The organism is Rhodococcus sp. IEGM 1307, assembly GCF_030056915.1.
In the GTDB taxonomy this organism is placed as follows: domain Bacteria; phylum Actinomycetota; class Actinomycetes; order Mycobacteriales; family Mycobacteriaceae; genus Rhodococcus_F; species Rhodococcus_F opacus_D.
Window position 1 is genome coordinate 398,689 of the sequence record NZ_JASHKW010000005.1, and the last position, 13,342, is coordinate 412,030.

General features: G+C 66.4%; 12 protein-coding genes. 6 read left to right on the forward strand and 6 right to left on the reverse strand.

Features of this window, described 5'->3' with window-relative positions:
* Nucleotides 1-3: 3 nt before the first annotated feature.
* The 5 genes from QM841_RS12690 to QM841_RS12710 are packed head-to-tail and all read right to left on the reverse strand — an operon-like array spanning nucleotide 4 to nucleotide 5,809.
* Nucleotides 4-915: an acyl-CoA thioesterase domain-containing protein gene (locus tag QM841_RS12690; protein ID WP_283332263.1), complete on the reverse strand. Its 912-nt coding sequence runs from the start codon at nucleotides 913-915 to the stop codon at nucleotides 4-6.
* 1 nt (nucleotide 916) lies between these two features.
* Entirely contained in the window at nucleotides 917-2,011 is a 1,095-nt protein-coding gene (locus QM841_RS12695; RefSeq protein ID WP_283332264.1) for a CaiB/BaiF CoA transferase family protein, read from the reverse strand.
* A 50-nt stretch (nucleotides 2,012-2,061) separates the two neighbouring features.
* Nucleotides 2,062-3,231 (reverse strand): acyl-CoA dehydrogenase family protein, encoded by a 1,170-nt coding sequence (locus QM841_RS12700; RefSeq protein ID WP_283332265.1) that lies wholly within the window; start codon nucleotides 3,229-3,231, stop codon nucleotides 2,062-2,064.
* 45 nt (nucleotides 3,232-3,276) lie between these two features.
* Nucleotides 3,277-4,434 carry an acyl-CoA dehydrogenase family protein gene (locus QM841_RS12705; RefSeq protein WP_283332266.1) on the reverse strand — a complete coding sequence of 386 codons (1,158 nt, stop codon included), beginning with the start codon at nucleotides 4,432-4,434 and terminating at the stop codon, nucleotides 3,277-3,279.
* Nucleotides 4,435-4,489: 55 nt separating this feature from the next.
* Nucleotides 4,490-5,809, reverse strand: coding sequence for an MFS transporter (locus QM841_RS12710; protein WP_502943255.1), 1,320 nt, complete (start codon nucleotides 5,807-5,809; stop codon nucleotides 4,490-4,492).
* Nucleotides 5,810-6,078: 269 nt separating this feature from the next.
* Between QM841_RS12710 and QM841_RS12715 the strand changes: the two genes are divergently transcribed.
* From QM841_RS12715 to QM841_RS12740, 6 genes are read left to right on the forward strand one after another with little or no spacing between them, the layout of a single operon-like run.
* Nucleotides 6,079-7,266: a lipid-transfer protein gene (locus tag QM841_RS12715; RefSeq protein ID WP_283332267.1), complete on the forward strand. Its 1,188-nt coding sequence runs from the start codon at nucleotides 6,079-6,081 to the stop codon at nucleotides 7,264-7,266.
* A gap of 1 nt (nucleotide 7,267) precedes the next feature.
* Nucleotides 7,268-7,723 carry a MaoC family dehydratase N-terminal domain-containing protein gene (locus tag QM841_RS12720; protein WP_283332268.1) on the forward strand — a complete coding sequence of 152 codons (456 nt, stop codon included), beginning with the start codon at nucleotides 7,268-7,270 and terminating at the stop codon, nucleotides 7,721-7,723.
* Nucleotides 7,720-8,100, forward strand: coding sequence for a MaoC/PaaZ C-terminal domain-containing protein (locus QM841_RS12725; RefSeq protein ID WP_283332269.1), 381 nt, complete (start codon nucleotides 7,720-7,722; stop codon nucleotides 8,098-8,100). Before QM841_RS12720 ends, QM841_RS12725 begins: the two co-directional genes overlap by 4 nt.
* Before the next feature lie 33 nt (nucleotides 8,101-8,133).
* Entirely contained in the window at nucleotides 8,134-8,937 is an 804-nt protein-coding gene (locus QM841_RS12730; protein WP_182624317.1) for an SDR family NAD(P)-dependent oxidoreductase, read from the forward strand.
* A gap of 24 nt (nucleotides 8,938-8,961) precedes the next feature.
* Nucleotides 8,962-10,509, forward strand: coding sequence for an acyl-CoA synthetase (locus QM841_RS12735; protein WP_283332270.1), 1,548 nt, complete (start codon nucleotides 8,962-8,964; stop codon nucleotides 10,507-10,509).
* A 15-nt stretch (nucleotides 10,510-10,524) separates the two neighbouring features.
* Nucleotides 10,525-11,721 (forward strand): TetR/AcrR family transcriptional regulator, encoded by a 1,197-nt coding sequence (locus QM841_RS12740; protein WP_283332271.1) that lies wholly within the window; start codon nucleotides 10,525-10,527, stop codon nucleotides 11,719-11,721.
* On the opposite strand, the gene QM841_RS12745 is transcribed toward QM841_RS12740, so the two are convergent.
* Nucleotides 11,722-13,329 carry an SLC13 family permease gene (locus tag QM841_RS12745; protein ID WP_283332272.1) on the reverse strand — a complete coding sequence of 536 codons (1,608 nt, stop codon included), beginning with the start codon at nucleotides 13,327-13,329 and terminating at the stop codon, nucleotides 11,722-11,724. It abuts the gene before it with no gap.
* Nucleotides 13,330-13,342: the final 13 nt, after the last annotated feature.

Consider the following 13,342-nt stretch of genomic DNA (forward strand, 5'->3'; position numbering starts at 1 on the left):
ACGTCACCCGGAACGAACTGCCGGGGCTGTAACAACAGGGTGCGGGTGAGATTGCGCCGCCGGAACGAGCGGTGGTCGCTGTAGCGTTCTGCGGTCGTTCTCGATGGCGGAAACGGTGCAGATCCCCAGAGGGCCGTCGCGGTCGAACATGGTTGCCGAGCCCACCGCGACTCCGTCGCACGCGCGGTGGCTGTCGGCTTCCAGTCCGAGTTCGATCCCCTCCGGCAGTCTGGTCAGCGCCAGCGTGACGTCACCGTTGATGTATCCGATGCCCTCGGTGCCCATGTTGGTTACCAAATTGGTCAAGTCGGCGATCATTGCTGCACGCACGAAGGGGGTGGTCGCTTCTCCTGCGATCACCGACCACCCTGTCGTCCAGATCCGTTTCCGATCAGAGGTTCGCCAAGCCGGTCCTCCGTGCGGCAACGGCCCCCAGTCGGAATTCTCCCCACTGGTGCCGATCAACCGTTCGCCGACATGCTCGGCCGGCGAGGGAGGCTGAGGGACGCGGGAGTCGACCCAATGCGCTCCTGCTGCGTTCCTCGATTTCCGGTAGAAAGCAACCGTGGCCCTGGCCACGGCTTCATCCGACTGAATCAATTCGGCTTCGACAAGTCGAATTCGGTTTCCCCACCGGATGATCCGTGATCGAACATCGATCCGACCCATCCTCACCGGACGAAAGAGATCCGCGGTCACTCGGGTGGCGAAGAATTCATCCTGCTTGTACTCACCCTCGATGGCGTGGGCAAGCAAACCCAGCACCGCCGGACCGGACACCATGTCCGCCGCCCATCCGCTGATGGCGGCCGCCCTCGGCTCGTACCCCGAACCTGCACGAGCGAAGAACGGTTGAGCGGTGTGTGCCGATCTGGCTGTCGCCTGTTCCGCGTCGAGCTGCGCGTCGGCTGTCACTTCAGTTCCACAGCGTGGCGGTGTCGACCGCTTCGGTGGCCGGGGGGCCGGGTAGGCCGGGCTCGCTGCGGGAGAATCGCGGCGCGGGCCGGTGCTGGGTGACCCGGTCCAGTTCGACGAGGGATCCGCGGGCGGCGATGTGCGGGTTCTGCGGTGCCTCGGCGAAGGTCAGCACCGGGGTGGTGCAGGCGTCGGTGCCGTCGAAGATCGCCGCCCACTCGTCGCGGGTCTTGGTGAGGAACACCTCGGCGAACTGTTTCTGCAGCTGCGGCCAGCCGCTCCGGTCGTTCTGGGCCGGTAAGTCGGCCGGGTCGAGTCCCAGACCCTCCACCAGCAGTGCGTAGAACTGTGGTTCGACCGCACCGACGGCCATGTATCGGCCGTCCGCGGTTTCGTAGGTGTCGTAGTACGGCGCACCGGTGTCGAGCATGTTCACCCCGCGCTCGTCCGACCACCGGCCCATACCGCGGAAGCTCCAGATCATGTGCGACAACGCCAGGGTGCCGTCCACCATGGCCGCGTCGACGACCTGACCCTTGCCCGACGTGTGACGCTCGATCAGCGCGGCGAGGATGCCGAACACGAGGAACATCGAGCCGCCGCCGAAGTCGCCGACCATGTTCAGCGGCGGCACCGGGCGCTCGCCCTTCCTGCCGATCGCGTGCAGCACACCGGTCAGCGAGATGTAGTTGATGTCGTGGCCGGCCGTCTGGGCGAGTGGACCTTCCTGGCCCCAGCCGGTCATCCGGCCGTAGATCAGGCGCGGGTTGTGCGCCAGTGCGACGTCCGGGCCCAGGCCCAGGCGCTCGGTGACGCCGGGGCGGAAGCCTTCGATGAGCACGTCTGCCCGCTCGACGAGGCCGAGGACGAGTTCGATGTCGGCGGGGTCTTTGAGGTTCGCTTCGACGACGCGGCGGCCGCGGTGGGTCTGGTCGCGGGGCTGCCCGGCTGTCGGCAGCAGGCCGGCGCGCTGTACACGGACCACGTCGGCGCCGAGGTCGGCGAGCAACGTCGCAGCGTGCGGGCCGGGACCGATGCCGGCGAGTTCGACAATGCGGACACCGGTGAGTGGTCCGGTGCCGGTGGTGGTCGCCATGAATTCTCCCTCTACTTCTGGGCGATGGAACATGTTGTGACGCTGAATGTTCAGCCGACTCGAGCGGGTTGCGTGGTGGACAGCAGGGTGGGCAGTGCCCGAGCGAGGTTGCGCTCGTGGATCTGCGAGGCACCCTCGTAGATGCGCAGCGCCCGCACGTCACGCCACATGCGCGGCACCGGGTGTTCGCCCACGATGCCGGCTCCGCCGAGCACCTGGACCGCCCGGTCGGCCACGACGGATGCCATCTCGGTGCAATAGAGTTTCGCCGCCGAAATGCGATGCCGCGGCGGGGTGCCGGCGTCGAATTCGCGGGCGCAATCCAGGATCATCGACCGTCCCGCCTCGAGTTCTGCGTAGCTGCGACCGAGCATGGTCTGGACGGCGCCGAACTCGGCCAGGGGTTGCCCGAATTGCTCCCGCTCACCGGCGTGCCGTGCGGCCTCGGTGAGCAAGCGCGTGGCCTGACCGACGGCGGTGGCCGCGACGTGGGTGCGGGCCTGGTTGATCCCGCGCATGGCGTGCGTCATTCCCAGGCCTTCCACCCCTCCGATCAGCCGGTCTGCGTCTACTCGCACCGCACGCAGACTGACCTCGGCGACGGGCCCCTCGGCGTGACCGTTCATCAACTCGGGCAACCGGGTCTGCACGCCGGGAGTGTCCCGATCCACCAGGAACGACGAGACACCGCCGTCCTCGGTGCGGGCGAACACCACCAGCACGTCCGCCCACCCGCCGTTGGTGATGTAGCGCTTCTCCCCGTCGATGACGTAGCCGCCACGCGTCCGGGTCGCGGTGGTCCGTACCGCGGACGCGTCGCTCCCGGCGTACTCCTCGGTGAGCGCGAAGGCCATCACGCACTCCCCGGCCGCCATCGCGGGGAGGTACCTCTCGCGCTGCGCGTCGGTGCCGTATTCGAGCAGGATCTGCGCGGCCAGCCCGATGCTCGTCGAGAACCGCGACCGGTACACCGCCGAGGATCGGGTGAACTCGAACGTCAGAAGCACCTGCTGCTCGACGGTCCACCCCAGACCCCCGACGCTGGTGGGCAGGGTGATGCCGAACAGACCGAGCTCGCTCATCCGTCGGACGAGGTCCGGGGGCACCGCACCGGCGGCGACCATCTCATGCTCCCGCGGGATCAGTTCGTCGTCGGTGAAGTCGCGAATCACCTGCCGGTACGTCTCGAAGTCGAGGGCGCGGACCCGGGGATCGATCACGTGAATGCTCCTGTTCGTGAGGGCGAAAGCTCCTGCGGGACTGGGTCAGAAACCCGCCGACTTGGCGATGATCGTCTTCATGACCTCGTTGGTGCCGCCGTAGATCCGCGAGACGCGGGTGTCCGCGTACAGCCGGGCGATGGGGTATTCGAGCATGTAGCCGTATCCGCCGTGCAGCTGCAGGCACTTGTCGATGATCTCGCCGGCGTTCTCGGTGCAGAACAGCTTCGCCTTGGCGGCATCGGCGACGCTCAGGTCGCCGGTCTCGTGCAGCTCGATGGCCCGGTCCACCATGGCTTGCGCGGCCTCCACCTTGGCGATGCATTCGGCGATGACGAATTTGGTGTTCTGGAAGTCGGCGACGGGCTTGCCGAACACCTTGCGGTCACGCACGTAGTCGGAGGCGAACGTGATGGCGCCGGTGGCGGCGGCGGTTGTGGTGACCGCGATCATCAGGCGCTCCTGCGGAAGGTTGTTGGCCAGGTAGCCGAACGCCGCGCCCTCTTCGCCGAGCAGATCCTCGACAGGCACCCGCACGTCAGTGAAGGAAAGCTCGGCGGTGTCGGAGGTGCGCATGCCGATCTTCTCGAGCTTGCGACCCACCTCGTAGCCCTCGCTCGTGGTGTCCACGGCGAGGATGCTGAGGCCGGCGCGGCGGTTCTCCTCGGTAGCCGGGGAGGTGCGGCAGACGACGAGGACGCGGTCGGCTTGAACGCCTCCGGTGATGAAGGTCTTGGCGCCGTTGAGGATGTAGTGGGTGCGGTCCTCCGACAGCCGGGCGGTGGTCTTGATGCCGGCGAGGTCCGAGCCGGTGCCCGGCTCGGTCATCGCGATGGCGGTCATCATGTCCCCGCTGACGAACCCTGGCAGCCAGCGCTGCTTCTGCTCCTCGGTGCCGTAGGTGAGCAAGTAGGGCAGCACCAGGCCGGTGTGCACGCCGAATGCACCGAAACTGACTGCGGCGCGGGCGGTCTCCTCGGAGAGCACCGCCTGGTACTTGAAGCTGGTCTCACCGGCTCCACCGTAGGACTCGGGTACGGTCATTCCGAGCACGCCCAGCTTGCCGAGCTGACGGTAGAAGTCGCGCGGCACCATGCCCTCGCGCTCCCAGTCGGCGAAGTTCGGCGTGACCTGCGACTCGATGAAGTCACGGATGACTTTGCGGAAGTCTTCATGTTCCTGGTTGAACACGATGCGCTGCATGTCTTTTCCTTCTTTCTGCGGACTAACGTGGACGGGTTTGGGGAATGCGGCCGCGTCAGCCGAGGATTCGGGCGCGGTCGCGGTCGGAGTTGACGGTGAGGAGGGCGATCACCGCGCCGATGACGGCGGCGATGCCGAAGATCTGGAAGGCCGAGGCGTAACCGCCGGCGGGGGTGGCGGCATTGTCGACGATGACGCCGGTGAGGTACGGGGCGATCAGGCCGCCGGTGGCCATCATCGCCATGAACACGCCCAGCACGCCTGCCATCTGCTGCGGCGGGCAGATCTCCGAGATCGCGGCATTGAACAGCGGGATGATGACGGTGCCGACACCGTAGCCGATCGAGACAACCATCACCGCGACGATGGGCGTCTGGATGTACGGCATGGTGATCAGTGCGACGCCGCACAGCAGCAGTGCGATTCCCGGCACGATGCCGCGCAGCACCCGGGAACTGGCGCCGCGCACCAACAGCCGGTCACTGACCGAGGTGCACAGGAACATGAAGAACAGTCCGGCGATGCTGGGGATCCCGAACATGGTGCCGGCCTGCACCCGCGAATAGCCCAGGCCGACCTCGAAGTAGGACGGCAACCACGTCAGCACGACAGTGACGAGAGCGTACATGGTGAAGACTGCGGCGAGCGCGCCGAGAAAAGTCGGTGTCCGGAGGATCCGGGACCATGGCACCTTGGGGTCGGCGGTCGGCGCAGCGGTGTCGAAGTTCGCGGCGGCCTTCTTGACGGGGCGCTTGCCGTAGGGCCCTCCTTGCCAGGTCACGAGCCACACGACGGACCAGACCACGCTGACCATGGCGAGGATGAGGAACGTGGATCGCCACCCCCAGTTCGCGACGGCCAGGGCCATCAGTGGGGCGATCAGAATCTTGGCGATCGACGCACCGGAAGCCAGGAAAGCGCCGGGCAGCCCACGCTTCTCTACGGGATGCCAGGAGTAGGCGCCGGTATGGATCAGCGCCCCCGACGGCCCCTCGAAGAATCCCAGCGCCATCCGGCTGATCAACAGCATCGTGAAGCCGGCAACGACCACCAGCGGCACCATCGACGCCGCCCAGGCCAGGCACAACAGCAGTAGCAGCCAGCGCAACGACATCCACTTGTGCAACACCCCGGCAAAGAAGCCGCCAACGGTGAATGCCAGGAAAAATGCACTGCCTACGAGCCCGATCTGGGCGGAGGTCAGACCGAACTCTGTGGCCAGCGGCTGGGCAACCAGCCCGAAGACGGCCTTGTCGGCCCAGTTGACGACGACCAACAGCACCAGAATTCCGGTGAGGCCCCAGGCCCGCACGCGGGACTCCCCTCCTACTTCGGGTGACACAACGGGGGGAACGTCCTGCTTGCTCGATGTCATTCTCATCGATCCTTTCGGGCAATGGCGACGGCTGCGCGGCGCGGAGACGCGGGGACTCGGAGCGAACTGTGACGCGAACCACCCCGGTTCGAAAAAGTAAATCATCATCCGGCATCAAAGGGCAATAGTTCACTGAAAGACGTCGAACACTTCTCGCGATCACGCCTTTGAGCTAGGAAATCAGCTGCAAGACGGCGGGGAGAGCGTGGTGGACAGAATCCGCCCGGTCGTGTTAAGTAAATATTGATTCGATCAGAGAGGGGTCAGATATGACTCGCAAGGTCCACGTCGCCGGAGTCGGGATGATCCCGTTCACCAAGCCCGGCAAGAGCGAGAACTACAACGTCATGGGCGAGACGGCTGCCCGCGCAGCATTGCGTGATGCCGGGATCGAGTACTCCCTCGTTCAGCAGGCCTACGCGGGGTACGTGTACGGCGACTCCACGGCCGGTCAGGCCGCTCTGTACGGACTCGGGCTGACCGGAATCCCCGTCTTCAACGTCAACAACAACTGCGCCACCGGCTCGTCGGCGCTGTACCTGGCCCGCCAGGCCGTCGCCAGTGGTGCCGTCGAGTGCGCTCTGGCCGTCGGGTTCGAGCAGATGAAACCCGGTGCGCTCAAGCGGGTCTGGGACGACCGCCCGGCGCCGATGTTCCGATTCGACGACCTGATGACGGAGATTCAGGGCGTCGACGAGACGTCCCCGCACGCGGCCCAGCTGTTCGGCGGCGCGGGCGTTTCCCACATGCAGAAGTACGGCACGAAGCCGGAGACGTTCGCGAAGATCTCGGTCAAGGCCCGCAAGCACGCGGCCAACAACCCCAATGCCGTCTTCCGCGACCTGCTCACGGAGGAGCAGGTGCTCGAGTCGCCGCACATCTTCGGCCCCTTGACCAGATACCAGTGCTGCCCACCGACCTGCGGCGCCGCAGCGGCAGTGGTGTGCAGCGAAGAGTTCGCCCGCAAGCACGGGCTGGCGGCGGACGTGGTGATCGAGGCGCAGGCCCTCACGACCGACACCGCCAGCACGTTCGAGGACCGGGACATGATGAAGGTGGTCGGCTACGACATGACCGCAGCGGCCGCCGCCCAGGTCTACGAGGCCGCGGGCATCGGCCCCGAGGACGTACAGGTCGTCGAACTGCACGACTGCTTCTCCGCCAACGAGCTCATCACCTACGAGGGACTGGGTCTGACCCCCGAGGGCACCGCCGAGAAGTTCATCCTCGACGGCGACAACACCTACGGCGGCCGGGTGGTCACCAACCCGTCGGGTGGTCTGCTCTCCAAGGGGCACCCGCTCGGCGCCACCGGACTGGCCCAGTGCGCCGAACTCGTGTGGCAACTTCGCGGTCAGGCGGGGGCGCGTCAGGTGGAGGGCGCGCGGATCGCCCTACAGCACAACTTGGGGCTCGGCGGCGCGTGTGTGGTCAGCATCTTCAAGAAGGTGGGCTGACGTGGCACTCGATCCGGCCGTCATCGGCAAGGTGATCCCCGGTCACGAAGTCGTCGTCGAGCGCGGACGTCTGCGCTTCTTCGCGCAGGCCATCGGCGAGACCAACTCGATCTACTTCGACACCGAGGCCGCCAAGGCGGCCGGGCACCGCGATGTACTCGTGCCGCCGACCTTCCTGTTCTGCCTGGACATGGAGAAGCCGGACCCGTTCGCCCTCATCCGCGAACTCGGGATCGACATGCGGTACGTGCTGCACGGCGAGCAGGCGTTCAAATACCACTCGCCGGCCTACGCCGGCGACACGCTGGCCTACAACGGCACCGTCACCGACGTGTACTCGAAGAAGAACGGAGCGTTGGACTTCCTCGTCCGAACGGTCGACGTCACCCGCGACGGTGAGCCGATCGCCCGCCTCACCAACACCCTCGTCGTCCGGAACCCGAAGGCGGAAAAATGAAAACAGGCGACTCCCTCCCGGAATTGCAGCTCGCCGGCATCAGACGCACCACGCTCGCGCTCTACGCCGGCGCCTCCGGTGACCACAATCCGATGCACATCGATCTCGACGTCGCGCGCTCCGGTGGCATGGACGACGTGTTCGCCCACGGCATGCTGTCGATGGCCTACCTCGGCCGACTGCTGACCAATTACGTTCCCCAGGAACGACTCTGCTCCTACGGTGTACGATTCGCCGCCATCACCCCGCTGCACGCGAAGCCGACGTGCACCGGAACCGTGACCAAGGTCGAGGACGGCCTGGCCCATCTGGACCTCACCGTCACCCTGGCCGACGGAACGGTCACCCTCCGCGGCGACGCCGTCGTCGCCGCCTGACCTTCGCCACACCACCGAAAGGAAGTCCCGCTCATGGGCAAGCTCGACAACAGGACAGCCATCGTCACCGGATCCGGCCGCGGCATCGGCCGTGCCATCGCCATGAAGTTTGCGGCCGAGGGCGCCAGCGTCGTCGTCAACGACCTCGACCCGGGCCCGGCCAAGGAGACGGTCGAGGAGATTGTCGCAGCCGGCGGTAAGGCCGTCGCCAGTATCGGTTCCGTCACCGAGGAAGGCTTCGCGGACCGCTTCGTCGCCACCGCCGTCGACACCTTCGGCGGCCTCGACATCATCGTCAACAATGCCGGCTTCACCTGGGACAACGTCATCCAGAAGATGACCGACGAGCAGTGGGACACCATCCTGGATCTGCACCTGAAGGCACCGTTCCAGATCCTGCGCGCGGCGCAGCCGTACATCAAGGCGAACCCGACCGACTACCACCGCAAGGTCGTCAACATCTCCTCCAACGCCGGTGTCGTCGGCAACGCCGGCCAGTCCAACTACGCCGCCGCCAAGGCCGGCATCATCGGACTGACCAAGACCCTCGCCCGCGAGTGGGGCCGCTACCGGGTGAATGTCAACGCGGTCGCCTACGGCCTGATCAACACCCGCCTGACGGAGGCGTCGGCGGACGGCAACGCCACCATCGACGTCGAAGGCCGGGAGATCAAGGTCGGCGTCAACCCGCAGCTGCTCGCTGCAGCCGAGCGGTCCATCCCGCTGGGCCGGGCCGGCCGTCCCGACGAGGCAGCGGGCGCAGTGTTCGCCCTGTGCCTGCCCGAGACCGACTACGTCAGCGGCCAGTGCCTGGTTTGCGACGGCGGCAGCCGCTAACCATCCCCGACAGGAGGGGTCCCCATGTACTTGACTCAGTCACTGCATCGCGCGGTGCAGCAACGCCCGAACCAGCCCATGACCGTGTGCGGGGACCGCATCCACACCAGCAGCGAGACCGGAGACAGGGTCGCCCGCCTCGCGGGCGCTCTGCTCGGTCTCGGTGTGGGGGTCGGCGACCGCGTCGGCATGCTGTCGCTCAATTCCGACCGGTACCACGAGTACTTCTTCGCCACCTGGTGGATAGGCGGCGTGGTCAACCCGCTCAACACTCGCTGGAGCGCCGCCGAGATCGCGTTCGCCCTCGAAGACTCACAGACGGCGGTACTGCTGGTCGACGACACCTTCGTACCGCTGCTGGACGAGATTCGCACATTCTTCCCGTCGCTGCGAGCAGTGGTGCACTGCGGCGACCAACAGACGCCGGACGGGCTTCTCCGTTACGAAGACCTGGTCGCCACCGCGGAACCCGTCGAAGACCTGCGCGTGGGCGGAGACACCCTGGCAGGGATTTTCTATACCGGTGGTACCAGCGGCCGCCCCAAAGGCGTCATGCTCACCCACCTCAACCTGATGACCGCGAGCCTCGGGTCGCTGGCCGCCAACCACACCGCCGTCGCAGGCGGCCGCGCCCTGCTGTCCGCACCCATGTTCCACCTCGCTGCACTGGCCAGCTGGAACGGCCAGAACATCGCCGGTGGCATCCTGGTGATGTTGCCGTCGTTCGAACCGGCCGCGGCGCTGCGACTGATCGAAGAGCAGCGGATCAACTCGATGCTGTTGGTACCGACCATGATCCAGATGTTGCTGCGCCACCCGGAGCGCGAGATCCGCGACCTGTCCAGCATCACCGCAATTCAGTACGGCGCGTCCCCGATCTCCGAGACCCTGCTACGCCAGGCCCAGCGCGCCTTCCCGAAAGCTGATTTCGTGCAGGGTTACGGGATGACCGAGGCCGGCCCCGGACTCACCTCGCTCAGCGCCGACGACCACCACGCGGCCACCCGGCTCAATTCGGCCGGTCGGCCGATGGGTCACGTCGAGGTGCGGGTTGTCGACGACCGTGGCAACGAACTCCCCCGCGGCGACGTCGGCGAGATCATTGCCCGCGGCGGCAACATCATGACCGGTTACTGGAATCGACCGGAAGAGACCGCGGCGGCGCTGCGCGACGGCTGGCTGTACACCGGCGACGGCGGCTACATGGACGAGGACGGCTACCTGTTCGTGGTGGACCGACTGAAGGACATGATCATTTCCGGGGGAGAGAACGTGTACTCGACCGAAGTCGAGAATGCTCTCGCCTCTCATCCCGATGTGGTGCAGTGTGCGGTGATCGGTGTTCCCGACGATCGGTTCGGCGAGCGGGTGCACGCGTTTCTGGTGATGAAACCTGGCACGTCACTGACCTGCGACGACGTGCGAGCCCACTCCAAGAAACTGATCGCCGGGTACAAGTCGCCACGGAGCATCACGATCGTGGAGCAGATGCCGGTCTCGCCGGCTGGCAAGATACTCAAGAGAGAACTCCGCCGGCGGTTCTCCGACCTGGCCGACCGCACCGCGCACTGACACCCCGAGGCTGCAATGACGATCGACACATCGGACGACACACCTGCTGTCGAGCCGTCCGCCAAGAAGACACCGCGGCCGCGCAACCGTAAAGCGCAGATCATCACGGTGGCCCGAGAGCAATTCGGGCGACGCGGCTACCACGGGGTGAACATGGAGGACATCGCCTCCGCGGTGGGAATCACCGCGGGGGCGCTGTACCGCCATTTCCCGAACAAGCAGGACCTTCTGGCACAGGCGATACTCAATGCCGTCTCGTCGATCACGGCCACCCTCGACGACGTCGACCCCGAGGACTCGGCCTCGAACTGTCTGGCCCTGTTCCGCTACTGCCTCGACAACGAATTCCGCGCGGTCCTCTTCGACCAGGAAGCCCGCCACCTCGCTCCCGAACGCCGGGCCGAGGTGCGGACGGCCGTTCAGTCGGTCCCGGCACGCATCGCCGACGCCCTCCGCTCCGAACGCCCCGACCTCACCACTGCGGACGCCGACTTGCTGGCCTGGGCCATGTCGAGCGTCGCCCTCAGTCCCGCCCGGCACCGAACGACCTTGCCGCGCAAACGCTTGGAGAGCCTGCTGCTGGAGCTGTGCGAACGGCTGCGGAGCGCTCCGATCCGGCACGCCGAGGAGATACCTGCCGAGGAGGCATACGTCTCCGGCTTCGCTCACGCTTCCCGTCGTGAAACCCTGTTGACCGCCGCCATCTCCCTGTTCAGGCGGCGCGGCTACCAGTCGGTGACGATGGACGACATCGGCGCCGCCGCGGGGATGGCGAGTTCGAGCATCTACACCTACTTCTCCGGCAAGGCCGAGGTGCTCCAGGCGATCCTCGTCCGAGGCACCGAGTCCCTGCGGATGGGGTTGGTCCAGGCGCTTGCCGGTGCGCGCTCCCGCGAGGACGCGCTCGCTCTGGTGGTGCACTCGTACGCCTCGGCCGTGTCGGCACCCGACAGTGCCATCGGCATCCTCATCGAGGAGTCGACGAATTTACCCGAAGAGGCACAGTCGCAGTCACGCACGGCTCAACGCGAGTACATCGACGAGTGGGTACATCTCCTCGGCACCGACACCCACGAAACCCGGACTACGGTGCTCGCCGCGATCGGGTTGGTCAACGACCTTTCGCGGTTGCGGCACCTGCACACCCGACCGCGGTACCGAGACGAAATCGAGGAACTGGCCCTTCGGGTACTGGGAGTCCGTACCGGCTGATCACCCACCGCCGAGGCCGACCACTCCGATCATCAAGGGCAGGAAGACGATGATCAGAATTGCACCGACGATGTCGAAGGTGATTCCGCTTCGGATCATCGTGGTGATCCGGACTGCTCCGGAGCCGTAGACCACGGCGTTCTGCGGCGTCGAGACCGGCAGCATGAAGCCGAACGATGCGGCGAACGTGGCCGCGAGCGCAGGCACGAAGGGGTTGACCCCGGCCGCCAACGCCACCGGGATCACGATCGGCACCACGACCGCCGCCGACGCCGTGTTACTCGTCGTCTCCGACACGGCGATGGCCAGCAGCACCGCGAAGACGGTGATGGCGACGACGCTCGTCAGGCCCAGCGAGTCCGCGACGGAGGTGCCGATCGTCTCGGCGAGTCCGGTGTCGGCGAGCAGTGCGCCGAAGATGATGCCGCTGCCGAACAGCACGATCGTGCCCCAGTCGATCTTCGCTGCGTCCCGCCAGGTCAGCGTGAACTCCCGATTCTCCCAATCGGTCGGCAGAAGGTAGAGCAACGCCGCCCCGAAGACCGCGACCATGCCCTCGTCGAGTCGGTCGCTGATCGTGCCGTAGAGGTCCGAGTCGTTGCCGGCGATCACCGCGACGACACCGGGCAGAATCCACAGCGTCACCGTGACTCCGAACGCGATGAGGGTGTTCTTCTCGGCACGCGACAGCGGACCCATTTCCGCGCGCTGTTCCGCCAGGTAATCGGCGACGCCCTCGATCCGCCGAATCTCCGGCTTGTTGAGGCGCAGCAGGATGATGGCGAGCGCGATGAACATCAGCAGGCAGATCGGGATGGCCATCACCATCCACTGCCCGAAGCTGATCCGCTCCCCCGTGGCCTCTTCGATGAGCCCGCGTCCGATGAGGTTGGGTGGGCTCCCGACCGGGGTCAGCAGGCCGCCCACGCTTGCGCTGTACGCGAGCATCAGCATGATCGCGGCACCCACCCGGAGACGCAACGGGTCGAAGTCCGCTGCGACGACGCCGCGGCGCTGCATGAGTTTCGCGATGACGCCGAGGATGCCCAGGGCGGTGGGCAGCAGCATGGCCACGGTCGCGGTGTTGGATACGAACGCCGAGAGCCCGCACGTGATCGCGCCGAACGCGACGATCACTCCGGTGGTGGACTGGCCGACACGCGGCAGGGTCAGGATCCGAAACGCGAACCGCCGTGCGACGCCGTGTTTGAGCATCGCCTGGGCGAGGATGAACGCTCCGATGAACGTGAAGATCGTCGACGACCCGAACGCGGCGAGGACCTCGTCGGCCGGCGCCACGCCAAGAAACACCACGATCGCCACCCCGAGCAGCCCGCCGATCGGGATCGGCACCGCCTCGGTCACCCACAGCACGATGACGCCGAGCAGCACGCCGGCCAACGTCTGCTGGTTGGGCGGTATGTCGATCGGCAGGGCGAGGAACGCGATCGTGATCAGTGGTGCGAGAAACAGCCCTATCGTGCGGCGGCCCTTCTCGAATCGCTCCTCGGCGGGTGAGAGATGCTGTTCGCCGAGGCTGCGATAGGTGGTGTGCCCGAGCAACGCCTTGTCGACGTCGGTGCGGTGACCCTCGTTCTCGGCTGTCATGGTCCCTCCCCTG

Excerpts from the sequence above, each read along its gene's own strand:
- QM841_RS12695 (WP_283332264.1), bottom strand. The coding sequence starts at position 2,011 with ATGGCGACCACCACCGGCACCGGACCACTCACCGGTGTCCGCATTGTC.
- QM841_RS12745 (WP_283332272.1), bottom strand. The coding sequence starts at position 13,329 with ATGACAGCCGAGAACGAGGGTCACCGCACCGACGTCGACAAGGCGTTG.
- QM841_RS12735 (WP_283332270.1), top strand. The coding sequence starts at position 8,962 with ATGTACTTGACTCAGTCACTGCATCGCGCGGTGCAGCAACGCCCGAAC.
- QM841_RS12710 (WP_502943255.1), bottom strand. The coding sequence starts at position 5,809 with ATGACATCGAGCAAGCAGGACGTTCCCCCCGTTGTGTCACCCGAAGTA.
- QM841_RS12705 (WP_283332266.1), bottom strand. The coding sequence starts at position 4,434 with ATGCAGCGCATCGTGTTCAACCAGGAACATGAAGACTTCCGCAAAGTC.
- QM841_RS12740 (WP_283332271.1), top strand. The coding sequence starts at position 10,525 with ATGACGATCGACACATCGGACGACACACCTGCTGTCGAGCCGTCCGCC.
- QM841_RS12730 (WP_182624317.1), top strand. The coding sequence starts at position 8,134 with ATGGGCAAGCTCGACAACAGGACAGCCATCGTCACCGGATCCGGCCGC.
- QM841_RS12725 (WP_283332269.1), top strand. The coding sequence starts at position 7,720 with ATGAAAACAGGCGACTCCCTCCCGGAATTGCAGCTCGCCGGCATCAGA.
- QM841_RS12715 (WP_283332267.1), top strand. The coding sequence starts at position 6,079 with ATGACTCGCAAGGTCCACGTCGCCGGAGTCGGGATGATCCCGTTCACC.